Raw genomic sequence first — 26160 nt, forward strand, 5'->3', positions numbered from 1 at the left:
ATTGGCCCCAAACCTGATAACGGAGCCCCCCATGAGCGCAGTTGCCGAGAACATCCAGACCGAAATGCCCGCCCCCATCCTGTTCACCGACAGTGCTGCGGCGAAGGTGGCGGACCTGATCGCGGAAGAAGGCAATCCCGACCTCAAGCTGCGTGTCTTCGTGCAGGGTGGCGGATGCTCGGGCTTCCAGTACGGCTTCACGTTCGATGAAATCACGAACGACGACGACACCACCATGACCAAGAATGGCGTCTCGCTGCTGATCGACGCCATGAGCTACCAGTACCTGGTCGGTGCCGAGATCGACTACAAGGAAGACCTGCAGGGCGCCCAGTTCGTGATCAAGAACCCCAACGCCACGACCACCTGCGGCTGCGGCTCCAGCTTCTCCGCCTGAGGCCGCCGGGTCGTGCCTACGGCCCCGGTGACCACAGCAAGCCGCCTTCGGGCGGCTTTTCATTTGGGGCTCTCGATTTCCCCGTAGCCTGGCAGCGCATGCAGCAAGAACAATCCCGCAAGGTCCTTCTCTGGCTGGTGGCCATCGGCTTCTTCATGCAGACGCTGGACGCCACCATCGTCAACACCGCGCTGCCGGCCATGGCGCGCAGCCTGGGTGAGAGCCCGCTGCAGATGCAGTCGGTGGTGGTGGCCTATTCGCTGGCCATGGCCATGCTGATCCCGGCCTCGGGCTGGCTGGCCGATCGCTTCGGCTCGCGCCGCGTCTTCTTCTCGGCCATCGTGCTGTTCGTGCTGGGCTCGGTGTGCTGCGCCATGGCCCAGAACCTTCCCCAGCTCGTGGCAGCCCGCGTGGTGCAGGGGCTGGGCGGTGCGCTGCTGCTGCCGGTGGGGCGGCTGGTGGTGCTGCGCACCTTTCCGCGCGAGCAGTTCCTGCAGGCCATGAGCTTCGTCGCCATCCCCGGTCTCATCGGCCCGCTGATCGGCCCCACGCTGGGCGGCTGGCTGGTGGAGGCCGCTTCCTGGCACTGGATCTTCCTGATCAATGTGCCCGTGGGGCTGGTGGGCTGCATCGCCACGCTGCGCTTCATGCCCGGGGAGCCCGTGACCTTCGTGCCCCGTTTCGACCTGGCCGGCTACCTGATGCTGGCCTTCGGCATGGTGTCGCTGTCGCTGGCGCTCGATGGCCTGGCCAGCATGGGCCTGCGCCAGGCCAGCGTGCTGGTGCTGATGGTCTTCGGCCTGGCCAGCCTGGTGGCCTACTGGCTGCACGCCGCGAGCCGCGCCGATCCGCTGTTCTCTCCGAGCCTGTTTTCGGTCGACACACTGCGCATCGGCCTGCTGGGCAACCTGTTCTCGCGGCTGGGCAGCTCCTGCATGCCCTTCCTGATCCCGCTGCTGCTGCAGGTCACCATGGGCTACTCGCCGATGCAGGCGGGCATGATGATGCTGCCGGTGGCGATTGCCGGCATGTCGATGAAGCGTTTCACCACGCCGCTGATCACCCGCTTCGGCTACCGCCAGGTGCTGGTGGGCAATACCCTGCTGGTCGGCCTGACCATGGCCAGCTTCGGCCTGGCCGATCCGTCCCAGCCGCTGTGGGCACGCGTGCTGCAGCTGGCGGTCTTCGGTGCAGTGAACTCCCTGCAGTTCACGGCCATGAACACGGTGACCCTCAAGGACCTGGACCATGCCACGGCCAGCAGCGGCAACAGCCTGCTGTCCATGGTGCAGATGGTGGCCATGGGCATGGGCGTGGCGGCTGCGGGCGCGGTGTTAGCGGCCTTCACTGCCTTCTTCCAGCCACCAGGCGCGGCGCACACGCTTTCGGCCTTCCAGGCCACCTTTGCCTGCATGGGGCTGATGACGGTGGCGTCGGCCGGCATCTTCTGGCAGCTGTCGCCCGAGGACCGGGCCAGCAGCAAGGCAGCGACCACGGCCGACGCCGCAGACCACGGCTGAGCTGAGAGCCTGTTTACGATCTTTTCAGGGTCGTGCAAGTACCTTGCCGGGATGGGATGCAAGGCGCGGGGTGCAGCCAATAGCTCGGCTATGGCAAGCGCCGCAACGCAGCAGACCGCCCGGCAAGGCACTTGCCCGAAGGGTTGAGGCGAAATCGGGCGATTGAGTGCCTCGGCTGCTTGCATGGGCATGGGCCCATGCAGCGCACCCGAAGCATCCACTCATCCCGATTGCGCCCCAACACGACCCCGAAAAGATCGTAAACAGGCTCTTATGCCGGGTAGAGGGCGCCCAGAATGCGCCCGCCGGCAGCGCCCGTCACGCTGGCCAGGTTGCCCGGCTGGCTGCTGATGGCCTGGCGCGCCAGCCAGGCAAAGGCGGCCGCCTCGACCTGCAGGGCGGGCAGGCCCAGGGCGTCGGTGGCGAGTACCTGCAGGGCAGGGCAGGCGGCCTGCAGCCGGGCCATGAGGTGGGCATTGAGCGCACCACCGCCGCAGACCGCCAGGGTCTTGGCGCCCGCAGCATGGCGGCTGGCATCGTCGGCGCAGGCCAGCGCCGTGAACTCCGTGAGCGTGGCCTGCACGTCCTGGGGCGCTGCGCCCAGGAAGGATTCCAGGCGGCTGGCGAGCCAGGCGGGGTTGAACAGGTCGCGCCCCGTGCTCTTGGGCGGTGGCTTGTGCAGAAAGGGCTCCTGGCGCAGCAGGGCCAGCAGTTCGGGCAGCACCTGGCCGCTGGCGGCCCAGGCACCGCTGGCGTCGAACGCCTGGCCGGTGTGCCCCTGGCACCAGTGATCCATCAGGGCATTGCCGGGACCGCAGTCGAAGCCCAGCACCTGGCCGTCGGCGCCGAGCACGCTGAGGTTGGAGATGCCGCCGATGTTGAGCACCAGCATGGTTTCGCCCTCGCGGCCGAACACGCCGCGGTGGAAGGCCGGCACCAGCGGCGCACCCTGGCCGCCGGCCGCCAGGTCGCGGCTGCGGAAATCCGCCACTACGGCGATGCCCGTGCGCTCGGCCAGCAGGGCTGGGCTGTTCAGTTGCAGGGTGTAGCCCGTGCCATCGAACTCCTGCGGGCGATGGCGCACGGTCTGGCCGTGGGCGCCGATGGCGCGAATGGCCTGGGGTGCCAGCCCGCTGCGTTCCAGCAGGGTTCGCACCACGCCGGCATAGGCGCGGGCCAGGGCATTGCCCGCCAGGGCGGCGCGGTGCAGCTCATCGCTGCCAGGGGTGTTGAGGGCCAAAAGTTCTGCGCGCAGTCCGGGCGCGAAAGGCGCGCTGGCATGGTGGGTCACCACCATGCGGTCATCCGCGAAATCCGCCAGCACCCCGTCGATCCCGTCGAGGGAGGTGCCTGACATCAGGCCGATGTACAGCTCGGACATGGCCGAGGGATGCTTATTCAGCGCTGGCTTGCTCGATGGAGACCGCAGCCGAGAGCTGGATGCGCATCGCGGAGGCCAGGCGGTCGAAGGCTGGGCGACCGGCCTTCGACACCGGTGCCGCGGCTTCGCTCGCGGCCACGATGGTCTGTGGATCCTGGTGCTGGCCGTTCACGCGGAATTCGAAGTGCAGGTGCGGGCCGGTGGCCCAGCCCGTGGAGCCCACGGCGCCCAGGGTCTGGCCCTGTTCCACCGACTGGCCCTGGCGCACGTCGATGCGGCTCAGGTGGGCGTACACGGTGACATGCTGGTTGCGGTGCTTGACGAAGACCACGTTGCCAAAGCCGTTCTGCACGCCGGAGAACTCCACCACGCCGTCGCCCACGGTGCGCACGGGCGTGCCCGTGGGGGCTGCGAAATCGGTGCCCAGGTGGGCGCGCCAGGTCTTCAGGATGGGGTGCATGCGCATCTTGAAGCCGCTGGTCACGCGCGAGAACTCCACGGGGGAGGTCAGGTAGGCGCGGCGCATGCTTTCGCCGTCCAGCGTGTAGTAGGCGCCTTTGGAAGCGTTGGCTTCCTGGAACCAGATCGCCTGGTGGGTCTTGTTGTTGTTGACGAACTCGGCGCTCAGCACGCGGCCGCTGCTCAGCGGCTCGCCATCGGCTTCGAGGGTTTCGTAGACCACCGAGAAGCGGTCACCCTTGCGCAGCGAGCGGCGGAAGTCGATATTGCCCGAGAACAGCTCGGCCATCTGCACGGCCACGGCATCGGGGATGTTGGAGGCATCGGTCGCGGCGAACAGCGAGCTGTTGATCACGCCGCCGGCCAGGCGGCTGCTGGTCGTCAGTTTGGCGGTCTCGACGCGCGAGCCGAACTTCTCGCCGGTGCGCTCCACGATCAGGCGGCGGAAGTTGCCGCTGTCGTCAGGCACCCAGCGCGCGGTCAGGCGCACCAGGCGGTGGTCGTCGGTGGTCTCGGCCGACACGAAGCGGCCGGTGCGGCCCAGCATGTTCTGTCGGACAGTATTGTCACCACGCAGGAAGGCAGCGGCGGCCGGATCGGCCACGCCCATGCGCTGCAACAGCGATTCGGGGGTGTCGCTGCTGCGCACCTGCTCGGAGCGGAACAGCGAGAAGCCGGGCGCATCGAGCTGGCCCAGCACCAGGTTCTCGGCCAGCGATTCCACCGGGTAGTTCACCATGCGCACCGGCATGTCGGCTGGATCGGGGGCGAACGAGGCCACGGCAAACGCGCCGCCGCCGCCCGTGAGCAGCAGTGCTGCGATGGCGGCGGTGATGCGTTTCGGGTGTTGTTGGATGCTCTGGGACAGTCGGTCTAGCAAAGCCGCGCTGGCGGTGGTCAAGCCGTGAATCAAAGGTCTATCCCCAGTGTGAGAGTGGTCTCCTGGCACTTCCCCGGTGTGAATACGGGGCAAGGCAAGGCGCACAGACTGTCTGTTTGCAGCGATTCGACAGAGCCCAGGGCGGGTCGAAACAGCGGGCCCATTAGAATCCGCCTCTGCAATGTGGGCTGGAGTATAGCGGTGCGCGCTGTATAGACATCCCAAAAAACCCTTATGAATCAATCTGCTGTTACAACGAACCCGGTTTCCGATGGTGTAGGACGGGCGCTTGAAATCTCGCTGCGCGGCGTGCAGGAGCTGCTTCCCCAGGACGAATGGGTCAAGAAGCTGGCGCGCTCGGAGGCCACGGGCAAGCCCTTGCGCATCAAGCTGGGCCTGGACCCCACGGCCCCAGACATCCACATCGGCCACACCGTGGTGCTCAACAAGATGCGGCAATTGCAAGATCTGGGCCACCAGGTGATCTTCCTGATCGGGGACTTCACCAGCCTGATCGGTGACCCCTCGGGCCGCAACAGCACGCGCCCGCCGCTCACGCCCGAACAGATCAAGGCCAATGCCGAGACCTACTACCGCCAGGCCAGCCTGGTGCTCGACCCGGCCCGCACCGAGATCCGCTACAACAGCGAGTGGAGCGAGCCCCTGGGTGCCAGCGGCATGATCCAGCTGGCCGCCAGGTACACGGTGGCGCGCATGATGGAGCGCGACGACTTCCACAAGCGCTTCACCACAGGCCAGTCCATTGCGGTGCACGAGTTCCTGTACCCGCTGATGCAGGGCTACGACTCCGTGGCCTTGAAGAGCGACCTGGAACTCGGTGGCACGGACCAGAAGTTCAACCTGCTCATGGGCCGCCACCTGCAGCAGGAATACGGCCAGGAGCCACAGTGTGTGCTCACCATGCCGCTGCTGGTGGGCCTGGACGGCGTGGACAAGATGTCCAAGTCCAAGAACAACTACATCGGCATCTCCGAAGAGCCCAACACCATGTTCGCCAAGGTGCTGTCGATCTCGGACACGCTGATGTGGGACTGGTTCACGCTGCTGTCCTTCCAGTCGCTGGAGCAGATCGCCGCCCTCAAGGCCGAGGTGGCGGGCGGGCGCAACCCCAAGGACGCCAAGGTCATGCTGGCCAAGGAGATCACCACGCGCTTTCACAGCGCGGCCGCGGCCGAGGCGGCAGAGCAGGACTTCCACAACCGCAGCAAGGGCGGCGTGCCTGACGAGATCCCGGATGTCAGCCTGTCCGGCGCCCCACTCGGTATCGGCGCGCTGCTCAAGGGCGCCAATCTGGCCCCGTCCAGCAGCGAAGCTGGCCGCCTGATCGATGGCGGCGGCGTGCGTGTGGATGGCAGCGTGGTCAGCGACAAGGGCCTCAAGCTCGAAGCGGGCACTTACGTGGTGCAGGTCGGCAAGCGCAAGTTCGCACGCGTGACCCTGGGCTGAACGTTCCTGCCTTGTCCTGCCAACGCCCTGCCGGCCCGCGCCGTCGGGGCGTTTTTCATGGTGCGCTGGCCACGGTGCGCAGCGTGGCCAGCATGGCCAGGGTGTGCGGGTCGGTTTCTGCCGTGCGGTAGGCCAGGTACAGGGTCGACGCGGCGTCCGGTTCCAGGATCGGCTTGTAGATTACCCCTTCGAGTCCGATGCAGCGCGTGTCCTGCGGCACGATGGCGATGCCCAGGCCAGCAGCGACCAGGCCGATCATGAAAGCCGGTTCGCGCGCCTCGCGCACCACCCGGGGGCGAAAGCCGGCCTGGGCGCACAGCTGCATCACCGGCCAGTACAGGCCGATGCCGGCATCGCGCGGGTAGGTGATCAGTGCCTCGCGCTGGAGGTCGGCCATGCGCACCGCCTCCTGGCGGGCGAGTGCATGCCCCTCGGGAACCGCGGCCACCAGCGGCGCCCGGTACCACTGCTCCAGGTGCACGCCCTCGGGCGGCCGCATGTCGGGCTTGCGCAGGATGCCCACGTCCAGCACGCGCTCGTACAGCGCGCCCAGTTGCGCCACGGAGGCCATTTCCTGCAGGTCGATCTCCACGTGCGCATGGCCCTGGCCAAAACCGCGCAGCGCGCGCGGCAGACGCTCTGTGAACATGGCCGAGGCCGTGACCCCGAGCGCGATGCGCCCGAAGATGCCGGCCGATGCACTGCGCGCCGCCTCCGTGGCCTCCTGGGCGGCCGCCAGGATGGCGCGGGCGCGCACCAAAAACTCCTTGCCTGCCTGGGTCAGGAACACGCGCCGCGTGTCGCGCACGAAGAGCTCAGCGCCGATCTCCTCTTCCAGCGCGCGGATCTGCGTGCTCAGCGGCGGCTGGGCGATGTGCAGCCGAAGGGCCGCGCGGGTGAAGTTGAGCTCTTCGGCCACGGCCACGAAGTAGCGCAGATGGCGCATTTCCATATGGGGGCTCCTATGGGTCAGGGTTGTCAGGGGTTATTTATACTTTTTTGGTACTGATTTTTATCCAAAAACAGTATTTCCAGATATCGATGAGGGTCCCTAGCATCCGTCCTGTCGCCGCCCGAAACGGTGCGATCCATACCAACAGGAGACAAGCTTGAACCCCCACCAGCCATCTGCCCGGCCTGCCCGCGCGTTCCCCACCCCCGCTTCGCGCGCCGCCTGGGCGCTGGCTGCCGGCATCGCGGCCGCTGCGCTCGGCACGTCAGCCCATGCACAAAGCGGCGTGGCCATCTTCGGCACGCTCGACCTCAACATCACCCATGCCAAGGCCGGTGGCGCCTCGGCCACCACCATGTCCTCGGGTGGCAACCTGGTGCCCAGCAGGCTGGGCTTTCGGGGCACCGAGGACCTGGGTGGCGGCCTGGCCGCGAGCTTCTGGCTCGAAGCCCAGTTGCTGCCCGACTCCGGCGCGCTCGAGGGATCGGCCCTGTTCCACCGCCGCTCCACCGTGAGCCTGTCCAGCGCCTCCTGGGGCGAGGTGCGCCTGGGGCGCGACTATGCGCCCACGTTCTGGAACGTCTCGCAGTTCGCGCCGTTCGGCACGGTGGGCGTCGGCGGCTCGGCCAACCTCATCGAAGGCTGGCCTTTCGGGACCGGCGGGGCCCGCACCTTTGTGCGCTCGGCCAACTCGCTGGGCTACCTGCTGCCGCGCAACCTGGGCGGCGTCTATGGCCAGGCCATGGTGGCGGCGGCCGAAGGGGCCGATGGCGCGCGCTATACCGGTGCCCGGTTGGGCTACGCCGCCGGCCCGGTGGACGTGGCGGTCGCCTACGGCGAGACTCCGGCCAAGGGGCAGACCAGCAAGGTGGCCAACATCGGCGGCGCGTACAACTTCGGCGTGGCCAAACTCATGGGCTACTGGCTGGACCAGCGCGCCACGGGCAGCAAGCATTCCAACTGGTTGCTGGGCGCCACCGTGCCGGTGGGCGAGGTCGGCACCGTGCGCGTGTCGGTGGCAGAGGCCAAGGCGCGCGGTGCTGCGGTGGTGGGCGACGGTGCGCGCCAGATGGCCGTGGGCTATGTGCATGCGCTGAGCAAGCGCACGGCGCTGTATGGGGCGTACTCGCGCATCACCAACCGGGGCAATGCCGCGTTTGCGACCGGCGAGTCCCCCGAAGGCGCTCCGGGCGTGAATGCCTCGGGCCTGCAGTTCGGCATCTCGCACAACTTCTGACCGTGGTATCGGAGTTTCAAACCATGCACAAGCGCAACCTCCTCCTGGGCGCCCTCGCCGTTACCGTCCTGGCCTGCACGGCCCACGCCCAGTCCACCCCGGGCTGGCCCAACGGGCCGGTGCGCCTGGTCACGCCCACACCGGTGGGCGTGGGCGCCGACGCCTTTGCCCGGCTCTATGCCGACCGCCTGTCCAAGCTGCTCTCGGCCCCCGTGGTGGTCGAGAACCGGCCCGGGGCATCGAGCACGCTGGCCACCGATGCCGTGGCCAAGTCCCCGGCCAATGGCCAGGTCTTCCTGTTCTCCACCAGCCTGCCCATCACCACGGTGCCGCACCTGATGGCCAAGCTGCCCTACCACCCCGAAAAGGACCTGGTGCCCGTGGCGGCGCTGTTCCGCGGCGGCTCCTTCATCGTGGCCAGCCAGTCGTTTGCCGGCAAGTCGCTCAAGGACCTGGTGTCTATCGCCAAGGCCAAGCCCGGCAGCATCAACTACGCCACCTACGGGCCCGCGAGCACGGCCAACCTGGGCATGGAGCTGCTGCAGGACGCAGCGGGCATCGACATGGTGCAGATCGCCTACAAGCAAAGCGCCATGCCCGACCTGATGGGGGGACAGCTCGATGTGGGCTGGGAACCGGCCTCCTCGGCGCTGCCCAACATCCGCTCGGGCAAGTTGCGTGCGCTGGCCTATACCGGTGACAAGCGCAGTCCCACGCTGCCCGATGTGCCCACCTTGTCCGAGCTGTACCCCGGCCTGGAGCTGTTCACCACCATCGCTGTCTGGGCACCCGCCGGCACACCGGCGCCGGTGCTGGAGCGCATGCGCAAGGCGCTCGAAGCCGCGTCCAAGGACCCGCAGGTCGCCAGCGCCCTGCAGGAGACGGGCAACGAGGTACTCAGCATCACACCCGCCCAGATGCAGGCCAACCTGGCGCGCGAGTCGCAGTCCATGGAGCGCCTGATCAAGGCCAAGAAGATCGCCATCAACTGACCCACCGAAGCCACGCATCCATGTCTGTCCCACTCCCATCCTCTTTGTCGCCCGCCTCCGGGGCCCCCTGGCTGATCGACCGGCTCACGCGGGGCCAGCCGGTGGCCGCCTTCGGTGTGCGCGGTGCCCGCACGCCCGAGATCGCCCGCCTGGCCAAGGCCAGCGGCCATGAGGTCATCTGGGTGGACCTGGAGCACAGCACCATGGCCATCGACGTGGCCGGGCAGATCTGCGCCTGCGCGCTGGACATCGGCCTCATGCCGCTGGTGCGTGTGCCCGAGCGCGAGTACGGCGTGATCGGGCGCCTGCTCGATGCGGGCGCCCTGGGGATCATCGCGCCCCGGGTCGAGACTGCCGCGCAGGCGGCCGACATCGTGGCCGCCTGCCGCTTTCCGCCGCAGGGCCACCGCTCGGCCATCGGCACGCTGCCCCTGGTGCAGTACCGCCGCTTGGCGCCCGAGGCCCTGTACCGCGCGGCCGACCAGGCCACGCTGGTCAAGGTGCTGGTCGAAAGCCCGCTGGGCATCCGCAACCTGGCCGAGATCGCGGCCGTGCCCGGGGTGGACCTGGTGGCCATTGGCACCAACGACCTGAGCGCAGAGCTGGGCGTGCCCGGCGACTTCCGCCACCCCACGGTGCGTGCCGCGCATGAATCGGCGCTGGCCGCCTGCCAGGCGGCGGGCAAGCCCCTGGCCATTGGCGGCATCGGCGACGCCGCCTACAGCGCCGAGCTGGTGCGCCTGGGTGCGGCGCCGCTGCTCATGACGGCCATCGATACCGACCTTCTCCTGGCTGCCGCGCAAGCCCGCGTGGCGCAGGCCCTTGCAACCCTGACCTGAACTCCCATGGCTTCCGAGATCCTTGTTCCCACCCCCACGCGCAGCGCAGACACCCTGTCGCGCCCCGCTTTCCCCATGCCGGCCGGCGCCTGCGACAGCCATGTGCATGTCTTCGGCCCGGTGGACCGCTACCCCCATGTGGCCCAGCCGCACTACACCCTGCCCGACGGCCCGGCACCGCTGCTCGACCGCATGACCCGCGGCCTGGGCCTGGATCGCTTTGCCATCGTGCAGCCGAGCTTCTACGGCACCGACAACTCCTGCATGCTCGACGCCCTGGATGAACTGGGCGGGCGGGCGCGCGGCGTGGCCATGGTCGAGGATGGGGTGGACGACGCCACGCTCGATGCCATGCACCGGCGCGGTGTGCGCGCGCTGCGGCTGGACCTGTTCCTGCGCGCGCAGTGGCCCATTGCGCGCATCGTCGACTACATCCAGCGCAGCGCCGAGCGCATCCGCCCCTGGGGCTGGCACCTGCAGTTCTACACGCCTGGCACCGTGGTGCGCGACCTGGTCCCGGCGATGCCCGATATCGCCTCGGACTTCGTGATCGACCACATGGGCTACATGCTGGAAAGCGATGGCCTGACGCGCACCGACTTCGACCGCCTGATTGCCGCCGTGGCCGGCGGCCGGGGCTGGATGAAACTCTCGGGCCCTTACCGCATCGCCAAGGACGGCAACTACGCACGCCTGCTGCCCTATGCCCAGGCCATTGCCGAAGCGCTGCCGGAGCGCACCATCTGGGGCAGCGACTGGCCGCACATTCCCAACGGCCAGATGGACACCGGCGCCCTGCTGAACCTGCTGGGCGAGTGGGTGCCCGATGCGTCCCGCCGCAACCGCATCCTCTGCGACAACCCGGCACGCCTGTACGATTTCCAGCCATGACGATGCACCCTCCGTCTGCCACCATGGCGCTGCGCGAAATCCAGCGCCTGCCCACCAGCGCCGCACGCGCCGTCGAGCCCTTCGCCATCGATGGCGTGCAGTACCTGGCCATCGCCCAACTGTCCGTGGACATCCCGGGCACTGCGCCCGGCATGGGTGCGGGCGACAGCGATGTCGAGACCATCGTCTACCGCTGGGACGGCGCCGCCTTCACCGAGTTCCAGCGCCTGCCCGTGCCCGGCGGCGAGGACGCCGAGTTCTTCACGCTAGACGGCCGCCACTTTCTGGCCACGGCCAGCCTGCGCAGCGGCCGCGGGCCCTACGACATGTCGCCGCCTTCGGTGGTCTACGAATTCGTGCAGGGGCGCTTCACGCCCTTCCAGCGGATCGCGGGCACGGCGGCCAAGCAATGGCATTTTTTCCGCGTGCAGGGCCGCTCGTTCCTGGCACTGGCCCAGGGCGCGGCCGGCCATGGGGTGGCGGTGGACGCATCGGCGCAGTCGTGCATCTTCGAATGGAATGGTGAAACCTTCGTGCCGTTCCAGGCCGTCGAGTCCGCCTGGGGCTACAACTGGCTCGCGTTCGAGGTGCAGGGCCGTACGCTGCTGGCCTATGCCGACCATGTCGCGCCCTCGCGCCTGCTGGTGTGGAACGGCACGGCGTTCGAGACCCTGCAGGTGCTCGACGGCACCAGCGGCCGCGCCTTCTGCCACTTCCATGCGTCGGGCACCGACTGGCTGGTGTTCGCCAACCTGCTGGGCGAGACCTGGCTGCTGCGCTGGGATGGCGCACAGTTCTCCGCCCACCAGCGCCTGAGCGGCCCGGGCGGGCGCGAATTCACCTGGCTGCCTGCCGGCGAAGGGGAGGAGGGCGGCCACCTGGTGCAGGTCAACTTCATCCACGGCTCGCGCGAGGCGCCCATCCCCGAGCTGCAATCGGTCATCTACCGCTGGCACGGCGATGGGCTGGAGGCGGTGCATGCCTTCGGCACCTCGGGCGGCACCGATGCGGCCGCCTTCACGGTGGGCGGCGTACCCTGCCTGGCCGTCGCCAACAGCCTGAGCGGGTCGCTGCATTTCCGCACCGACAGCCGTATCTACCAAATCCTGGCGGGTTCATAGCCCGCGACACACACCATGTACCAACCCCAAGCCGATTTCGCGGGCCTGTTCCATGCCTTCACCGGCGGGCCGGGCGCCATCGGGCCCGAGCTCACGGCCCTGATGCTGGAGCAGCAGGCCGGCAACCCGCTGCTGGTGTCCACCGCCTCGGACATCGCACTGTTCCCGGGCCGGGGCGCCGCGCCGCGCATGGAAAGCTTTCGCAAGTCCACGCGTGGCTTCATCGAGCTCACGGCCATCTCGCACCTGCCCCTGGCCATCGCCTATGTGGCGCGCCGGCGCGAGCTCGCGCCCGATGACGTCGCCGGCTGGCGCACCCCGCTGCAGGGCCTGCTGCCGCACATCGCGCGCGTGCGCGGCGCCAATGTCGCCGAGATGTGGCGCCAGCACGTGAACCTGCCGGCCTTTGCGGGCCAGGAGGCGAAGATCGCCGCCCTGGTGGCCTACACGCTCGATGCCACCGAGGCTTATGTCGAGCGTGCGCTAGTGGATGCGTCACTGCTCGACTTCGACGCCCTGGCGGCGCAGTACTTCGACCCGCCAGCCGGCGTGCTGCCGGTGTCCATGAACGCCATCATGTTCGCCACCTTCGGCCTGGCCTATGTGGACATCGCCTTTCGCATCGGCGCCTGGCTGCATGGCAGCGGCATCGACTGGGCGCGCGCCATGGTGCTGGTCAGCGGCCAGTCGGGCCGGCCCACGGCGGGGGTGACCTGGTCGTCCAACAGCATGTGCAACCTGGTCTGGCGCGTGAGCGATGGCCGGATGCCGGCCGACCGCCTGTACGTCGCACCGCATGCGCCCGGCTTCTCTGTCGACCAGTTCCAGGACCAGGCCGCGCTGGCCGGCCTGGAGCAGACCTACCGCCGGCTGTGGATGCACACGCGCACCAGCGTGGAGGTGTCGCGCCAGATGTTCGCGCACCACCCGGCCTATGTGTTCTCGCCCGATGAGCAACGCGACATGCCGCCCATCCACGGCCTCGATGACCAGGCCGCCTGCGTGGCGCGCCTGCGCCGCATCATGGAAGACCCGCAGCAACTGCTGGTGAACTGCGTGGCCGACTACGTGGTGGACGAGCTGCAGCGCAATGGCAACCGGCCCGGCGAGGTGCCGATTCCGGGCTTCACCAACGTCGATTACGAGGGGCTCGTTCGAGGCTAACGATTTCCGGCATGCCTTGCCCTGCCTGCCGCCCTGCCTGGTGATGGCGGCCGGCGGGGCAGGGCGCGCCGGAGACTGGCAAGCTGTTGGCGGTCTCAGTCGAAGTCGTCTACGGTGTCCGGGTCGGGCACATCGCCCACGGCCTCGCGCGTGGCCTTGGCCTGGATCTCCAGCCAGGCGCAGAAGGCCTTGATCTCCGGGCGGTGGGCGCTGCGCGGCCCCACCAGCAGCCAGTAGGCCAGCGGCGAATCCAGCCGGTGGTTGGGCAGCAGCTCCACCAGGTCGCCCGCGGCCAGTGCGTCGGCAATCAGCGGCATGCGGGCCAGCGCCAGGCCCTGGCCGCTCAGGGCCGCCTGCACGATCTGGTGTGCGTAGTTGAAATACAGCCAGCGCTGCGGCTGCAGCTTGGGGTGGCCCTGGTTCTCGAACCAGCGCTGCCAGCTCAGGTATTCCAGGTGCGTGCTGCGGTGGGCGTCGCCGGCCTCGATCAGCGTGAACTGGGCCACATCGGCGGGGGTGCGCACGGGTGGGCTGCTCTTGATGAGCCAGGGGCTGGCCACGATGGCCAACTGCTCGCCGCACAGGCGCACCGCGCCGGGCGGGGTGGTGGAGGGCAGGCTGTAGCGCAGCGCCAGGTCCACGTCCGAGGTTTCCAGGTCCACCGGCACGTCGGTGGCGTCGATGCGGATGTCGATGCCCGGGTTGTCGCGCTGGAACTCTTCCATGCGCGGTATCAGCCACATCGATGCAAAGCTGGCCCAGGTGCTGATGGCCACGCTCTTGCGCCCTGCCGTCTGGCGCACCAGGCGCACCGAGGCGTCCATGCGTTCGAGCGCTGGCGCCACCGAGCGCTGCAGCTGGGCACCGGCGCTGGTCAGCTCCACCGCACGCGTGTGGCGCAGGAACAGGGGCACGCCCACCTCGTCCTCCAGGGACTGGATCTGGCGGCTCACGGCCGACTGGGTCAGGGCCAGCTCATCGGCGGCGGCACGGAAGTTCAGGTGCCGGGCCACGGCCAGGAAGGCCCGCCAGTGGCCAACGGCCACGGGGCGGGTGCGCGAGAGGGCAGGGGTGGGGTCGGCGTTCTGCATGCTCTGATTTGAAAATTTATTCATGCGCTGTAAGCATCAATAGCGTACCGCGTTTTCATTGGACCGAAGGCCGCTACGAGCAGATCATCCAGGCTCTACAACGTTTTTTTCAAACACCAAGGAGCCCACCATGCTGTCCCGTACCGTTCTGGAATCGCAACAATCCGCCATCGCTTCCGCGGCCGGCCGCGTGTTGGCCGGAAGCTGGAAGCTGGACGCGGGCCGTGCCATCACGCTGAACCCGCGTGAGCGCAGTGTGCTTGAAATCTCGCAGGGCCGGGTATGGCTTTCGGTGGGTGCCAGGCCCGGCCAGCCCGAGCAGGCCACCGAGGACGTCGTGCTGCTCCAGGGGCAGACCCTGGTCATCGAACCGGGCCAGCAGGTGGTGATGGAGTCCTGGTTCCTGCGTGGCGGGGCGCCCAGTGCGGTGGCCTTCTGCTGGGACATTGCACCCGTCGCCTCCCTGGAGGCCGATCCGGCGCTGGACTGGGAGCTGGGCGTGGCGCAGCCGCTGCGCGACCTGGTCTGCGCGCTCGGCCAGGGCGGTCGTGCCGTGGTCGCCGCGGTGGCCAAGACCCTGGGCGCCAGCGGTCGACTGGCCGCCGGCCTGGCCCGGTTTGCTCTGCATCGGATAGCACCCCAGCGAGTGCGCATGCACGCTTGAGCGCGATTTGGCCGTCACCGGTATCCGGCCGTTTTTGGATTGATGCCGAACTTGAATCAATCAGGCCCTTGCAATTCATTGGACGCGCATCAAGCACAAGCGCACCATAGAGGCCTACAGGGTTTACCAGGAGAAAGCCATGACTGCATCGAATGTTCTGCAATTGCAACCATCCAGCGCCTTCCGCCGCGTTGCGGCCAAGGACATCTGCACGCTCAAGCCCGGCGAGGCCGCCAGCCTCAAGCCGCGCAAGGCCATGGCACTGCGCGTCGCCGAAGGCCAGGCCTGGGTGACCCTGGACGACGGCCCGCACGGCTCCAGCAGCGAATCCGCCGGCGACGTCTTCCTGCAGGCTGGCCAGACCCTGTGGGTCGCAGCGGGCCAGCATGCGGTGGTGGAGACGCTGGGCAACCAGCGCCTGCAGTACCGCTGGACGGGCCTGGCCGAGCGCTCGGCACCGGCCTGGTGGAAGCGCGCCGCGCTGGGTGTGACCTCGGTGCCCTCGGTGGACGGAACGCCCTGCTGCGCCTGATGTGCGACCACGCGGTGGCCGGCGCTGGCTGGCTCCGCATGGCGCTCCCCAACGAGACGGCCGCCTGGACCATTCCGGCGGCCGTTGTCTTTGGCGCTAGCGATGCAGCTCAGCGCGCAGCACCTCGAAGGCAGCCATCGCGGCCTCGCCATCGAGCTGTTCGAGCCGCACGAGCACCTCGGTGTCGTCCACCGACGTGAAGGCCAGGCTGAACCCGCGAAATCGCCGCTCGGCGAGCAGGCCATGGTGCAGCACCTCCACCCCCGTGTGGCGCGGGTCGTTGCGGATGCGCTCGGTGAGCTTGAGCACTTGCTTCTGCGTGCCCTCCAGTTGTTGGCAAAAGCGCATGCCATCGAAGACCAGCAGGCCGGTGATGCCCAGGCTGGCGTTCTTCACGCGGGCATGGCCGGCGATCTCGGCGACGACACTGGCGGGCTGGTCGGGTGCCAGGGTACTCACGTACAAGGCTTCATACAGGCTGTGGGCAGGGGTCATAGGTGCGGCGCAATGTAGGACGGCGCTGACAGCGGCGCAATGTCAAAAGACATAGCAGGACTGCGTGCACGAAAAAGGCCGTGGCGACCCATGGCGCGGGTCCAACACCGCAAAAAAATGCCCACCGGTGGGTGCCTCGGACGGTGGCCGGCTCCCTAGAATGGCGCCACGATGAACGCCACCCTGCCGCCCCAAGCGTGCCCGCCGCGCTGCCATGAATGCCGACTGCGCAGGACCGGTGCCTTCACGCCCGTGGAGCCCCAGGTGCTGGACTTCATCGAGGGCTTTCGCTCCGCCACCCAACCGGTGCCGGCCGGCGGCGCCCTGGTGCACGAGGGCCAGGTCAACTCCCGCCTGTTCACGCTCTACTCGGGCTGGGCGTTTCGCTACAAGACACTGAGCGACGGGCGGCGCCAGATCCTGAACTTCCTGTTGCCGGGGGACCTGGTGGGCCTGCAGCAGGAGTTCGGCGACCTGTCGGCGCATGGCGTCGAGGCGCTCACGGACTGCACGCTGTGCGTCTTCCAGAACGACAGCCTGTGGGCCGTGTTTGCCGAGCATCCGCGGTTGGGCTACGACGTCACCTGGCTGGCGGCCCACGAGGAGGGCCACGTGGACGATCACCTGTTGACCGCCGGGCGGCGCAACGCCACCGAGCGCGTGGCCATGCTGCTCATGCACCTGTACCGCCGGCTCGACCGCCTGGGCCTGGTGGATGCCGATGGCAGCGTGGCCTTCCCGCTCAACCAGCAGCACATCGCCGATGCCCTGGGCCTGTCGCTGGTGCACACCAACAAGACCCTGCGCCGCCTGGCGCTGCTGGGCCTGCACGATCTAAGGAACGGCCGGCTGCGGCTGCTCAATACCCGCGCGCTCGAACGCATTGCCGAGTACTACGACACGCCGCCGCGCCTGCTGCCGCTGCTGTAGGCAGGCGCCTGGCCAGCGGCGTGGCCGCTGCGCAGCCGATAATCGCCGTTCCGTGCCCGTGCGCCACCTGGCGTGCCGTCCTGCACACTGGCCTGGGCACCCCCATTTCGCATTTCCATGACGCAACTCGACATCCTCATCATGGCGGCCGGCAAGGGCACGCGCATGAAAAGCCGCCTCCCCAAGGTGCTCCAACGCCTGGGCGGGCGCCCCCTGTTGCACCACGTGCTGGACCAGGCGGCCCATCTGCAGGCGCGCAGCGCCACGGTGATCACCGGCCATGGCGCGGCCGAGGTGGAGGCCGCCACGCGCGGCGCGCCCGCTGGCGGTGTGGAACTCGCTTTCGTGCGGCAGGAGCCGCAGCTGGGCACCGGCCATGCCGTGCAGCAGGCGGTGCCCCACCTGCGCGACGACGGCACGGTGGTGGTGCTCTCGGGCGATGTGCCGCTGACCCAGGCCGACACCTTGCGCGCGCTGGTGGCCGCCGGCGGCGGCGAAAAACTGGCACTGCTCACCGTCACCTTGCCTGACCCCACGGGCTATGGCCGCATCGTGCGCAACGGCTCCGACGCCGTGCAGGGCATCGTCGAGCACAAGGATGCGAGCGAGGCGCAGCGCGCCATCACCGAGGTCTACAGCGGCATCATGGCCGTGCCGGCCCGACTGCTGGCCCCCTGGCTGGTGCGCCTGACCAACGACAACGCCCAGGGCGAGTACTACCTGACCGACATCGTCGCCATGGCCGTGGCCGATGGCGTGCCCGTGGTGGCCCACCGCATCACCGATGCCCTGCAGGTGGCGGGCGTGAACAGCCCGCTGCAACTGGCCGAGCTCGAGCGCGCCCACCAGCAGCGCCAGGCCCGTGCGCTGCTGGAGCAGGGCGTGCGCCTGGCCGACCCGGCCCGCTTCGACCTGCGCGACGACGTGCGCACGGGCGTGCGCGGCGAGCTGGTGTGCGGGCAGGACGTGGAGATCGACGCCAACTGCCTCTTCACCGGCCGCGTGGAGCTGGGCGAGGGCGTGCAGATCGGTGCCAACTGCTGCATCGCCAACGCGCGCATCGCTGCCGGCGCGGTGGTTCACCCCTACACCCATATCGACGGCGAGAAGCTCGGTGCCAGCGTGGGCGAGGGCGCGCTGATCGGCCCGTTCGCGCGCCTGCGCCCCGGTGCGCAACTGGGCCGCGAAGTGCACATCGGCAACTTCGTGGAGGTGAAGAACTCCACCCTGGCCGATGGTGCCAAGGCCAACCACCTGGCCTACCTGGGCGACGCCACGGTGGGCGAGCGTGTGAACTACGGTGCCGGCGCCATCACCGCCAACTACGACGGCGCCAACAAGCACCGCACCGTGATCGAGGCCGACGTGCACATCGGCAGCAACTGCGTGCTGGTGGCGCCCGTCACCATCGGTGCCGGCGCCACAGTGGGCGGCGGCTCCACCATCTCCAAGGATGTGCCGGCAGGTTCGCTGGGCGTGGCTCGCGGAAAACAGGTGGCCATTGCCAATTGGCAGCGTCCCACGAAGCAGCCCAAGGCATGAGGTGAACAGGAGGCCCGTGGCATGAGCGAGGACGACACCCCCGAGGCCGTGGAGGCCCTGCTCGCCGAGCTGGCGCGCAGCCGCCAGCAGCTGGCCGACATGGCCGCTGCGCAGGAGGAGTTCCTGCGCGCCGTCTCGCACGACCTGCGCGCGCCGCTGCGCCATGTGACCTCGTACGGCACGCTGGTGCGCGAGGTGCTGGGCGACCTGCCGGCCGATGTGGTGCAGGCGCCCGAGCTGCAGGAGGCGCTGGGCTTCCTGGCCACCATGGACCAGTCGGCCCGGCGCATGGGGCTCATGATCGACGGCCTGCTGGCCATCACGCGGACCACGCGCGCGCCGCTGCGCTGCGAAACCGTGGCACTGGCCGATGCCGTGGCCCAGGCGCGCACCGACCTGGCCGCGGCCGAGGCCGGGCGCGAGGTGCAATGGCACCTGGCACCCGACCTGCCCGCGCTCGATGCCGACCCTGGCCTGTTGCGCGAGCTGCTGGTGCAGGTGCTGGGCAATGCACTCAAGTTCACACGCGGCCAGGCGGTGGCGCACATCCACATCGGCGCCGAGCTACTGGCGGGCGGGCGCGTGGCCGTGACCGTGCGCGACAACGGCACGGGCTTCGACCCCGCGCGCGCGGGATCGCTGTTCGGCGTGTTCCAGCGCCTGCACCGCGAGACGGAATTCGAGGGCGTGGGCACCGGCCTGGCCTTGTGCCGGGTGATCGCGCAGCGCCATGGCGCGCAGATCACCGCCGCCGGTGCGCCGGGCCAGGGCTGCGCGGTCCGCCTGGAGTGGCCGCAGCCCTGACCGACCGAGGCATGCCGAACCAGGGCCCTGGCGCCCGCCAACCCCTTCACACCCCGCAGGTCCAGGGCTGGTGCCCCGGTGCCTGGCAACCCATGGCCTCGGGCGATGGGCTGGTGGTGCGCGTGCGCCCGCCGCTGGGGCGGCTGACCCTGCACCAGGCATGGCGGCTGTCGCGCCTGGCCCGCACGCACGGGGCGGGCATTCTGGAACTGTCCAGCCGCGCCAATGTGCAGTTGCGCGGCGTGGACCCTGCGCGGCATGCCGCGGTGCTGCGGGCCCTGGCGGGCTGCGGGCTGCTGGATGTGGACGTGCAGCGCGAGCGCCTGCGCAATGTGGTGCTGGACCCCTTGCACCGGCCCGGCGATGGCGTGCAGGCGCTGGCAAAGGCGCTGCTGCAGGGGCTGGCCGAGGCCGATGGCCTGGATGCGCTGCCCGCCAAGTTCGGCTGGTCCATCGACGGCGGCCATTCGTATTGGCTGCAGGCGGTGCCCGCCGACATCCGCATGCACAGGGTTGCGGGAACGCACCCCCCGGCCTGGCAGGTACAGCCGGATGGCCTGCCCTGGGCGCTGGCGGCGGCGGGGCCTGCGCAGGCCGCCGCCGCGGGGCTGGCCCTGGCGCGGTGGTTTGCCGCGCATTGCCTGGCGCAGCGCACCGCGGGGCGGCGGCCCGGGCGCCTGGCGGCACATGCCGGCGAACTGGAGCGCCTGCGGGCCGCCGCCACGCCGGCGGCCCCCTGGCCCGCCGGGCTGCCGCCAGGGGTTCACTGGGTGCGCGCCACCCACGGCCACGGCACGGATTCCACGCGGCCCGGCCCGCAGCCCGGCTTCCTGCCCGGCATCGGCACGCTGGTGGGCGCCCCTTTGGGGCGCTTGCCGGCGCAGGCACTGGCCCGGCTGGTGTGGGCCTTGCGTGGCAGCGCTTGCGGCCTGCGCGTGACCCCCTGGCGCATGCTGCTGGTCGAATCCGGTGCCTCCGCGGTCAGGCCGCCCGACTTTTGGCACACCGCCGGCCTGGACGTGGCCGCAGACTGGGTGACCCAACCCGGCGATGCCCGCTTGCGTGTCTCGGCCTGCACGGGGGCTCCCGGGTGCCCGCAGGCCCAGGCCCCCACGCAGGCACTGGCGCTGGCGCTGGCCGCCCATGTGCCGCCCCAGGCCCACCTGCACGTGGCGGGCTGCGTCAAAGGCTGCGCGCGCCAGGCGCCCGCCACGGTGACCTTGCGCGCGGAGCCCACCACCGGCGAACCGGTTTTCGCGGTGGTGCGGCAGGGGCGCGCCGCGGACGAGGCGGTCGACCACGTGGACCTGTCCGCACTGCAGGACAATCCCGGCCTGTTGTTTGAAAAGAATTGATGCTGCACCGCTACGAAACCGATGGCGCCGAGATCTACCGGCAGTCTTTCGCCACCATCCGCCGCGAGGCGTCCCTGGACCGATTCACCCCCACCGAGGAACGTGTCGTGGTGCGCATGGTGCATGCGGCCGGCATGGTCGAGCTGGCACCCCATGTGGCCTTCTCCCCCGGCATGGCCGAGGCGGCAGAGCAGGCACTGCGCCAGGGTGCCCCGGTGCTGTGCGATGTGCGCATGGTCAGCGAGGGCATCACCCGCAAGCGCCTGCCCGCCCACAACCGGGTGCTCTGCACCCTGCAGGATGAGCGCGTGGCGGCGCTGGCCCACGAAATGGGTACCACCCGCAGCGCCGCCGCGGTGGAGCTGTGGCGGCCTGATCTGGCGGGCGCCATCGTGGCCATCGGCAATGCACCCACGGCCCTGTTCCACCTGCTCAACCTGCTGCAGCAGCCCGGCTGCCCGCGCCCGGCGGCCATCATCGGCTGCCCGGTGGGTTTCGTCGGCGCGATGGAGTCCAAGGAGGCACTGATGCAGGACCTGCCCGTGCCCGCGATGGTCGTGCGCGGCCGCCTGGGGGGCTCGGCCATGACCGTGGCCGCCATCAACGCCCTGGCCAGCCATGCCGAGTGAGGCCATGGCGGTGGCGCAGACGGCGCCCGGCATCGTCTGCGTGGGCCTGGGCCCCGGCGACCCGGAGCTGATGTCGGTGAAGGCGCACCGCCTGGTGCGCAGCGCGCGCCACGTGGCCTTCTTCCGCAAGAAGGGGCGCCCGGGCAAGGCCCGCCAGGTGGTGGACGGCCTGCTGGCAGCGGAGGCCACCGAATACCCCATGGAATACCCCGTGACCACCGAGCTGCCCGTGGACAGCCCGGAGTACGTGGCCCAGCTCGCGGCGTTCTACGACGATTGGTGCACCCGCCTGGAAACCCTGGCGCGCACCGAGCAGGTGGTGGTGCTCTGCGAAGGCGACCCGTTCCTCTACGGCTCCTTCATGCACCTGTACACCCGGCTGCGCGAGCGCGCCGCCGTGCGCCTGGAAGTGGTGCCGGGCATTCCCGGCATGGTGGGCTGCTGGCACGCCACGGGCGAGCCCATCACCTGGGGCGACGACGTGCTCAGCGTGATGACGGGTACCCTGCAGGAAGACGAACTGGTGCGGCGCATGCAGACCGCCGATGCCCTGGTGGTGATGAAGGTCGGGCGCAACCTGCCGCGCATCCGCCGGGCGCTGCAGCGCACGGGACGGCTCGGTGCCGCCTGGCTGGTGCAGAACGGCACCACGGCCAGCCAGCAGGTGGCCAAACTGACCGAGGTGAGCGACGAGGCCTGCCCCTACTTCGCCATCGTGCTGGTGCATGGCCAGGGCCGCCGGCCGGAGGCCGCCTGGTGAGCCCGGGCCAGACCCCCGGCCGCCTGACCGTGGCGGGCCTGGGGCCCGGGGCCCTCGCGCAGGTCACGCCCGAAGTGGCCGCCGCCCTGCAGGCCGCGACCGACGTGGTGGGTTACCTGCCGTATGTGGATCGGGCCCGTGCGCTGTGGCAGGCGCAGGGCCAGGCCCGGGCGGTGGCCTGGCATGCGTCGGACAACCGGGTGGAGCTGGACCGGGCGCGCCAGGCACTGGCGCTGGCGGCGCAGGCGCGGCAGGTGGTGGTGGTGTCGTCGGGCGACCCCGGGGTGTTCGCCATGGCCGCGGCCGTGTTCGAAGCCATCGAGCAGGCGCCGCCCGAACAGGCCACCGCCTGGCAGGCGCTGGACGTGCAGGTGCTGCCCGGCATCACCGCCATGCTGGCCGCCGCGGCGCGCGCCGGTGCGCCGCTGGGCCATGACTTTTGCTGCATCAACCTCTCGGACAACCTCAAGCCCTGGCCGGTGATCGCCCGGCGCGTGCAGCTGGCGGCCGAGGCCGACTTCGCCATGGCCTTCTACAACCCGCGCTCGCGCAGCCGGCCCGAGGGCTTCGTGCGCCTGCTGGCCTTGCTGCGCGCGCACTGCGAGCCCACGCGGCTCCTGGTCTTTGCGCGCGCAGTGTCCACGCCCGACGAGGCGCTGCAGGTGTGCACGCTGGCCGAAGCCAGCCCCGACATGGCCGACATGCGCACCGTGGTGCTGGTGGGCAACAGCAGCACGCGGCTGGTGGGCCGCTGGGTCTACACCCCGCGCTTCTATGGGCTGGAAGGCACCTTGCCCGCCGCCTCGGGCAGCACGCCATGAGCGATCCAGTGCAGCACCGTGCCCACCTCTTCGGTGTGCGGGCGCTGCGGCAGCGGCGGGCGCTGCACCATCACCACCGGCAACCCCAGCGCGCGCGCGGCCAACAGCTTGCCGCGCGTGGCCTCGCCCCCGGCGTTCTTGGCCACCAGCCAGGTGATGCCATGGGCCTGCAGCAATGCCTGGTCGTGCGCGGCGCTGAAAGGGCCGCGGCCCAGCACCACCGTGGTGTCGGCCAGCGGCAGGCTGCCCGGCTGCGGCGCATCCACCAGGCGCAGCAGGTAATGGTGTTGGTGCCGGCCGGCAAAGGCATCCAGTTGCTTGCGCCCTATGGCGAGGAACACCCGCGCGGGATCTTCGGGCAAGGCCTGGGCCGCCGCCGCCATGTCCGGCACGTCCAGCCAGCGGTCTCCGGCCTCGGCCTGCCAGGGTGCGCGTTCCAGCGCCAGCAGAGGCACGCCCGTGGCGTCGCAGGCCGCACAGGCGTTGCGGCTCATCTGCGCGGCAAAGGGGTGGGTGGCATCCACCACGTGGGTGATGCCCTGGCCGCGAATGAACTGCACCAGCCCGTGCACGCCGCCAAAGCCGCCGCAACGCGTGGGCAGGGGCTGTGCCACGGGGGCCTGCGTGGCACCCGCGTAGGAAAACACGGCAGGTATCCGTGCCTGGCGCAGGGCCTGCGCCAGCTGGCTGGCGCCGCTGGTGCCGCCCAGCAGGAGAACATGCGTCATGGCTGATCCGTGGTTGACATTGGTGGGCCTGAACGAGCACGGGCTGGACGGGCTGGCACCCGCCGCGCGCCGGGCGCTCGACCAGGCCCAGGTGATTTTCGGCGGCCCGCGCCACCTGGCGCTGGCACAGGCCGGTGGGCGCGGCCGCCCCTGGCCCGTGCCGTTCGACACTGCACCCGTGCTGGCGCTGCGTGGGCAGCGCGTGGTGGTGCTCGCCTCGGGCGACCCGTTCTGGTTCGGTGCGGGTGGCAGCCTCGCGGCGCACCTGGCCCCGCAGGAGTGGCGCTGCCACGCGCAGCCCTCGACATTCTCGCTGGTGGCGGCCCGCCTGGGCTGGCGGCTGGAGGCCACCGACTGCCTGGGCCTGCATGCTAGCCCGCTGCAGCAGTTGCTGCCGCGCCTGGCGCCGGGCGGGCAGTGCATCGTGCTGCTGCAGGGTGGTCCGGCCGTGGCCGAGCTGGCCGCATGGCTCACCCAGGAGGGCTGGGGTGCGAGCGCGCTGTGGGTGATGGAGTCCGTGGGCGGCCCGCGCGAGCGCTGCCGCGCGTTGCAGGCGTACGAGGCCTGCGCCGTGCTGGCCGCCGACCCGGCCAGGGCCCCGGTGGCGGTGGCCCTGCGGGCCGCAGGCGGACCCGCCTTGCCCCAGGTCCCCGGGCGTGGCGACGGCTGGTATGCGCACGACGGCCAGATCACCAAGGCCCCGGCCCGGGCGCTCACGCTGGCGGCCCTGGCGCCCCGGCGCGGTGAGCGGCTGTGGGACATCGGCGGGGGCTCGGGCTCGGTGGCCGTGGAATGGTGCCTGGCAGGCGGCGTGGCCAGCAGCGTGGAGCAGCATGCGGTACGGGCCGACAACATCCGCAGCAATGCGGCGCGGTTCGGCCTGCAGCCGGTGCTGCAGGTGGTGCATGGCCTGGCGCCCGATGCGCTGCAGGGTTTGGCGGCGCCCCAGGCGGTGTTCGTGGGCGGTGGCTTCGATGCGGGCCTGTTCGCTGCCTTGCAGGCGCTGATGCCCATCGGCTGCCGGCTGGTGGTCAACGCCGTGACCCTGGAGACCGAAGCCCTGCTGGTGCAATTGCATGCCGACCAGGGCGGCCAGTTGCTGCGGCTGGAGCTGTCCAGCGCCGAGCCACTGGGACGCATGCGCAGCTGGAAGGCTGCGCGCCCGCTGGTGCAGTGGAGCTGGCAGCGGTGACGGCCACCCTTGCCGCCTCGCCGCATGCCTGCCTGGTGGTCGGCGTGGGCCTGCGCGCGCAGGCCACGCCTGCCGCCTTGCAGGCCCTGTGGCTGCAGGCGCAAGCCCTGCTGCCTGGGCCGATGGACCGCTTTTGCGCCGTGGCCGTGCTGCAGGGCAAGGAGCAGCACCCGGCGCTGGCCGGCTGGCTGGGCCCTGCACCCGCGCCAGTGCTGGCGGTGCCGGTGGATGCCCTGCGCTGCCAGCCGGTGGCCACGCAGTCGCCGCGCCTGCAGGCCCGTTACGGCACCGGCAGCGTGGCCGAAGCGGCTGCGCTCGCTGCCGCCGGGCCGCAGGCGCAGCTGCTGCGGCCCCGCCTGGTGGCCGAGGATGGCAGTGCCACGCTGGCCGTGGCCTTGCGCCACCCGGCCCCCTTCGATTGTTGTATGGCGGTGGCCGGCGCAGCACGCCAGGCCGCCGCGCTGACCCAAGGAGCAACGGCATGACCGTGCATTTCATCGGCGCCGGCCCCGGCGCCGCCGACCTCATCACCGTGCGCGGGCGCGACCTCATGGGCCGTTGCCCGGTCTGCCTGTACGCCGGCTCGCTGATCCCGCGCGATCTGCTCGCGCACTGCCCGCCGGGCGCGCACATCGTCAATACCGCGGCCATGGACCTCGATGCCATCATGGCCGAGATATCCGCCGCCCATGCGCGCGGCCAGGACGTGGCGCGCCTGCATTCGGGTGACCTGTCGGTCTGGTCCGCCATGGGCGAGCAACTGCGGCGCCTGCGCGCGGCGGGCATCGACTACACCGTGACTCCCGGCGTGCCCTCGTTCGCGGCGGCCGCGGCCACGCTGGGCGCAGAGCTCACGCTGCCCGGCCTGTGCCAGTCGGTGGTGCTGACACGCACTTCGGGCCGCGCCACCGCCATGCCCGAGGGCGAGAACCTGGCCGCCTTTGCCGCCACGGGGGCGCTGCTGGCGATCCACCTGTCCATCCACATGGCCGACAAGGTGCAGGCCGAGCTGCTGTCGCACTATGGCGCCGACTGCCCGGCGGCCATCGTCTGGCGTGCCAGCTGGCCCGACGAGGCCGTGGTGCGCACCACAGTGGGCGCGCTGGCCCAGGCCGTGGCCGCCAGCATGGAGCGCACGGCGCTGATCCTGGTGGGGCGCAGCCTGCAGGCCGAGGAATTTGCCGAAAGCCGGCTCTATGCGGCCGACTACGACCGCCGCTACCGCCCCCTGGGCACGGCACCGCGCTTCCCGGCACCGGACCTGCCCGAGGGCTCGGCGCTGGACACGGCACGGGACCAGTCCTTGAGCGCATGACA

The 26160-nt window shown here is 70.1% G+C and carries 27 protein-coding genes; 21 read left to right on the forward strand and 6 right to left on the reverse strand.

Annotated features, from left to right (window positions below):
• Positions 1-31: 31 nt before the first annotated feature.
• Together erpA and mdtD are read left to right on the forward strand one after the other, a co-directional pair.
• Positions 32-397 carry an iron-sulfur cluster insertion protein ErpA gene (erpA, locus tag AC07PA_RS11290; protein WP_007856958.1) on the forward strand — a complete coding sequence of 122 codons (366 nt, stop codon included), beginning with the start codon at positions 32-34 and terminating at the stop codon, positions 395-397.
• A gap of 98 nt (positions 398-495) precedes the next feature.
• Positions 496-1917 carry a multidrug transporter subunit MdtD gene (gene mdtD, locus AC07PA_RS11295; protein WP_494605389.1) on the forward strand — a complete coding sequence of 474 codons (1422 nt, stop codon included), beginning with the start codon at positions 496-498 and terminating at the stop codon, positions 1915-1917.
• Between the two features lie 271 nt (positions 1918-2188).
• Here the strand turns inward: mdtD and AC07PA_RS11300 are convergent, their stop codons facing one another.
• Positions 2189-3298, reverse strand: a complete 1110-nt coding sequence (locus AC07PA_RS11300) for an anhydro-N-acetylmuramic acid kinase (RefSeq protein WP_494605391.1) — start codon at positions 3296-3298, stop codon at positions 2189-2191.
• 13 nt (positions 3299-3311) lie between these two features.
• The gene (locus AC07PA_RS11305; protein WP_494605393.1) at positions 3312-4670 is read right to left on the reverse strand and encodes a peptidoglycan DD-metalloendopeptidase family protein; all 1359 of its coding nucleotides are present in this window, start codon (positions 4668-4670) and stop codon (positions 3312-3314) included.
• A gap of 201 nt (positions 4671-4871) precedes the next feature.
• Here AC07PA_RS11305 and tyrS point away from each other — a divergent pair, with 201 nt between their 5' ends.
• Positions 4872-6104, forward strand: coding sequence for a tyrosine--tRNA ligase (gene tyrS / locus AC07PA_RS11310; protein WP_007856962.1), 1233 nt, complete (start codon positions 4872-4874; stop codon positions 6102-6104).
• Positions 6105-6159: 55 nt separating this feature from the next.
• Here tyrS and AC07PA_RS11315 read toward each other — a convergent pair whose 3' ends face one another.
• Complete coding sequence (locus AC07PA_RS11315; protein ID WP_494605395.1) at positions 6160-7056, reverse strand: LysR substrate-binding domain-containing protein; 897 nt, start codon at positions 7054-7056, stop codon at positions 6160-6162.
• A 157-nt stretch (positions 7057-7213) separates the two neighbouring features.
• On the opposite strand from AC07PA_RS11315, the gene AC07PA_RS11320 reads away from it, so the two are divergent.
• Genes AC07PA_RS11320 through AC07PA_RS11345 form a run of 6 tightly spaced genes read left to right on the forward strand, consistent with a single transcriptional unit; the run spans position 7214 to position 13300 of the window.
• Positions 7214-8293 carry a porin gene (locus AC07PA_RS11320; protein WP_494605397.1) on the forward strand — a complete coding sequence of 360 codons (1080 nt, stop codon included), beginning with the start codon at positions 7214-7216 and terminating at the stop codon, positions 8291-8293.
• A gap of 23 nt (positions 8294-8316) precedes the next feature.
• Positions 8317-9285: a Bug family tripartite tricarboxylate transporter substrate binding protein gene (locus AC07PA_RS11325; protein WP_494605399.1), complete on the forward strand. Its 969-nt coding sequence runs from the start codon at positions 8317-8319 to the stop codon at positions 9283-9285.
• A gap of 20 nt (positions 9286-9305) precedes the next feature.
• A complete protein-coding gene (locus AC07PA_RS11330) occupies positions 9306-10124 on the forward strand; it encodes an HpcH/HpaI aldolase family protein (protein WP_494605401.1) in 819 nt (272 codons plus the stop codon).
• A 6-nt stretch (positions 10125-10130) separates the two neighbouring features.
• The gene (locus AC07PA_RS11335; RefSeq protein ID WP_007856967.1) at positions 10131-11015 is read left to right on the forward strand and encodes an amidohydrolase family protein; all 885 of its coding nucleotides are present in this window, start codon (positions 10131-10133) and stop codon (positions 11013-11015) included.
• Positions 11012-12136 carry a hypothetical protein gene (locus tag AC07PA_RS11340; protein ID WP_494605403.1) on the forward strand — a complete coding sequence of 375 codons (1125 nt, stop codon included), beginning with the start codon at positions 11012-11014 and terminating at the stop codon, positions 12134-12136. Before AC07PA_RS11335 ends, AC07PA_RS11340 begins: the two co-directional genes overlap by 4 nt.
• Before the next feature lie 15 nt (positions 12137-12151).
• Positions 12152-13300, forward strand: coding sequence for a DUF5624 domain-containing protein (locus AC07PA_RS11345; RefSeq protein WP_494605405.1), 1149 nt, complete (start codon positions 12152-12154; stop codon positions 13298-13300).
• A gap of 95 nt (positions 13301-13395) precedes the next feature.
• On the opposite strand, the gene AC07PA_RS11350 is transcribed toward AC07PA_RS11345, so the two are convergent.
• Positions 13396-14391 carry a LysR substrate-binding domain-containing protein gene (locus tag AC07PA_RS11350; protein ID WP_007856970.1) on the reverse strand — a complete coding sequence of 332 codons (996 nt, stop codon included), beginning with the start codon at positions 14389-14391 and terminating at the stop codon, positions 13396-13398.
• 130 nt (positions 14392-14521) lie between these two features.
• On the opposite strand from AC07PA_RS11350, the gene AC07PA_RS11355 reads away from it, so the two are divergent.
• Positions 14522-15055 carry a DUF2917 domain-containing protein gene (locus tag AC07PA_RS11355; protein ID WP_494605407.1) on the forward strand — a complete coding sequence of 178 codons (534 nt, stop codon included), beginning with the start codon at positions 14522-14524 and terminating at the stop codon, positions 15053-15055.
• Between the two features lie 139 nt (positions 15056-15194).
• Complete coding sequence (locus AC07PA_RS11360; protein WP_007856974.1) at positions 15195-15587, forward strand: DUF2917 domain-containing protein; 393 nt, start codon at positions 15195-15197, stop codon at positions 15585-15587.
• 96 nt (positions 15588-15683) lie between these two features.
• Here AC07PA_RS11360 and AC07PA_RS11365 read toward each other — a convergent pair whose 3' ends face one another.
• Positions 15684-16082, reverse strand: a complete 399-nt coding sequence (locus tag AC07PA_RS11365; protein ID WP_007856976.1) for a BLUF domain-containing protein — start codon at positions 16080-16082, stop codon at positions 15684-15686.
• A 171-nt stretch (positions 16083-16253) separates the two neighbouring features.
• On the opposite strand from AC07PA_RS11365, the gene AC07PA_RS11370 reads away from it, so the two are divergent.
• The 7 genes from AC07PA_RS11370 (at position 16254) to cobJ (ending at position 22923) form a co-directional block, all read left to right on the forward strand.
• The gene (locus tag AC07PA_RS11370) at positions 16254-17012 is read left to right on the forward strand and encodes a Crp/Fnr family transcriptional regulator (protein ID WP_007856977.1); all 759 of its coding nucleotides are present in this window, start codon (positions 16254-16256) and stop codon (positions 17010-17012) included.
• 117 nt (positions 17013-17129) lie between these two features.
• On the forward strand, positions 17130-18554 hold the full coding sequence (gene glmU / locus AC07PA_RS11375) for a bifunctional UDP-N-acetylglucosamine diphosphorylase/glucosamine-1-phosphate N-acetyltransferase GlmU (RefSeq protein ID WP_494605410.1): 1425 nt from the start codon (positions 17130-17132) through the stop codon (positions 18552-18554).
• A 21-nt stretch (positions 18555-18575) separates the two neighbouring features.
• Positions 18576-19358, forward strand: coding sequence for a sensor histidine kinase (locus tag AC07PA_RS11380; protein ID WP_494605412.1), 783 nt, complete (start codon positions 18576-18578; stop codon positions 19356-19358).
• Positions 19359-19369: 11 nt separating this feature from the next.
• Positions 19370-20713 (forward strand): ferredoxin-like domain-containing protein, encoded by a 1344-nt coding sequence (locus AC07PA_RS11385; protein ID WP_494605414.1) that lies wholly within the window; start codon positions 19370-19372, stop codon positions 20711-20713.
• Positions 20713-21342 carry a precorrin-8X methylmutase gene (locus AC07PA_RS11390; RefSeq protein WP_007852791.1) on the forward strand — a complete coding sequence of 210 codons (630 nt, stop codon included), beginning with the start codon at positions 20713-20715 and terminating at the stop codon, positions 21340-21342. Before AC07PA_RS11385 ends, AC07PA_RS11390 begins: the two co-directional genes overlap by 1 nt.
• Positions 21332-22102, forward strand: coding sequence for a precorrin-2 C(20)-methyltransferase (gene cobI, locus AC07PA_RS11395; protein WP_494605416.1), 771 nt, complete (start codon positions 21332-21334; stop codon positions 22100-22102). The genes AC07PA_RS11390 and cobI overlap by 11 nt, the downstream gene beginning before the upstream one ends.
• A complete protein-coding gene (cobJ, locus tag AC07PA_RS11400; protein ID WP_494605418.1) occupies positions 22099-22923 on the forward strand; it encodes a precorrin-3B C(17)-methyltransferase in 825 nt (274 codons plus the stop codon). The genes cobI and cobJ overlap by 4 nt, the downstream gene beginning before the upstream one ends.
• Here cobJ and AC07PA_RS11405 read toward each other — a convergent pair.
• Positions 22875-23651 carry a cobalt-precorrin-6A reductase gene (locus AC07PA_RS11405; protein WP_494605420.1) on the reverse strand — a complete coding sequence of 259 codons (777 nt, stop codon included), beginning with the start codon at positions 23649-23651 and terminating at the stop codon, positions 22875-22877. The two genes, cobJ and AC07PA_RS11405, sit on opposite strands and share 49 nt — an antisense overlap.
• On the opposite strand from AC07PA_RS11405, the gene cbiE reads away from it, so the two are divergent.
• From cbiE to cobM, 3 genes are read left to right on the forward strand one after another with little or no spacing between them, the layout of a single operon-like run.
• Positions 23650-24843: a precorrin-6y C5,15-methyltransferase (decarboxylating) subunit CbiE gene (cbiE, locus tag AC07PA_RS11410; protein ID WP_494605422.1), complete on the forward strand. Its 1194-nt coding sequence runs from the start codon at positions 23650-23652 to the stop codon at positions 24841-24843. The two genes, AC07PA_RS11405 and cbiE, sit on opposite strands and share 2 nt — an antisense overlap.
• On the forward strand, positions 24840-25328 hold the full coding sequence (locus AC07PA_RS11415; RefSeq protein ID WP_494605424.1) for a cobalamin biosynthesis protein: 489 nt from the start codon (positions 24840-24842) through the stop codon (positions 25326-25328). Before cbiE ends, AC07PA_RS11415 begins: the two co-directional genes overlap by 4 nt.
• Positions 25325-26158 (forward strand): precorrin-4 C(11)-methyltransferase, encoded by an 834-nt coding sequence (gene cobM / locus AC07PA_RS11420; RefSeq protein ID WP_494605426.1) that lies wholly within the window; start codon positions 25325-25327, stop codon positions 26156-26158. The genes AC07PA_RS11415 and cobM overlap by 4 nt, the downstream gene beginning before the upstream one ends.
• Positions 26159-26160 lie beyond the last annotated feature (2 nt).

It is taken from the genome of Acidovorax sp. GW821-FHT09B03, assembly GCF_059418305.1.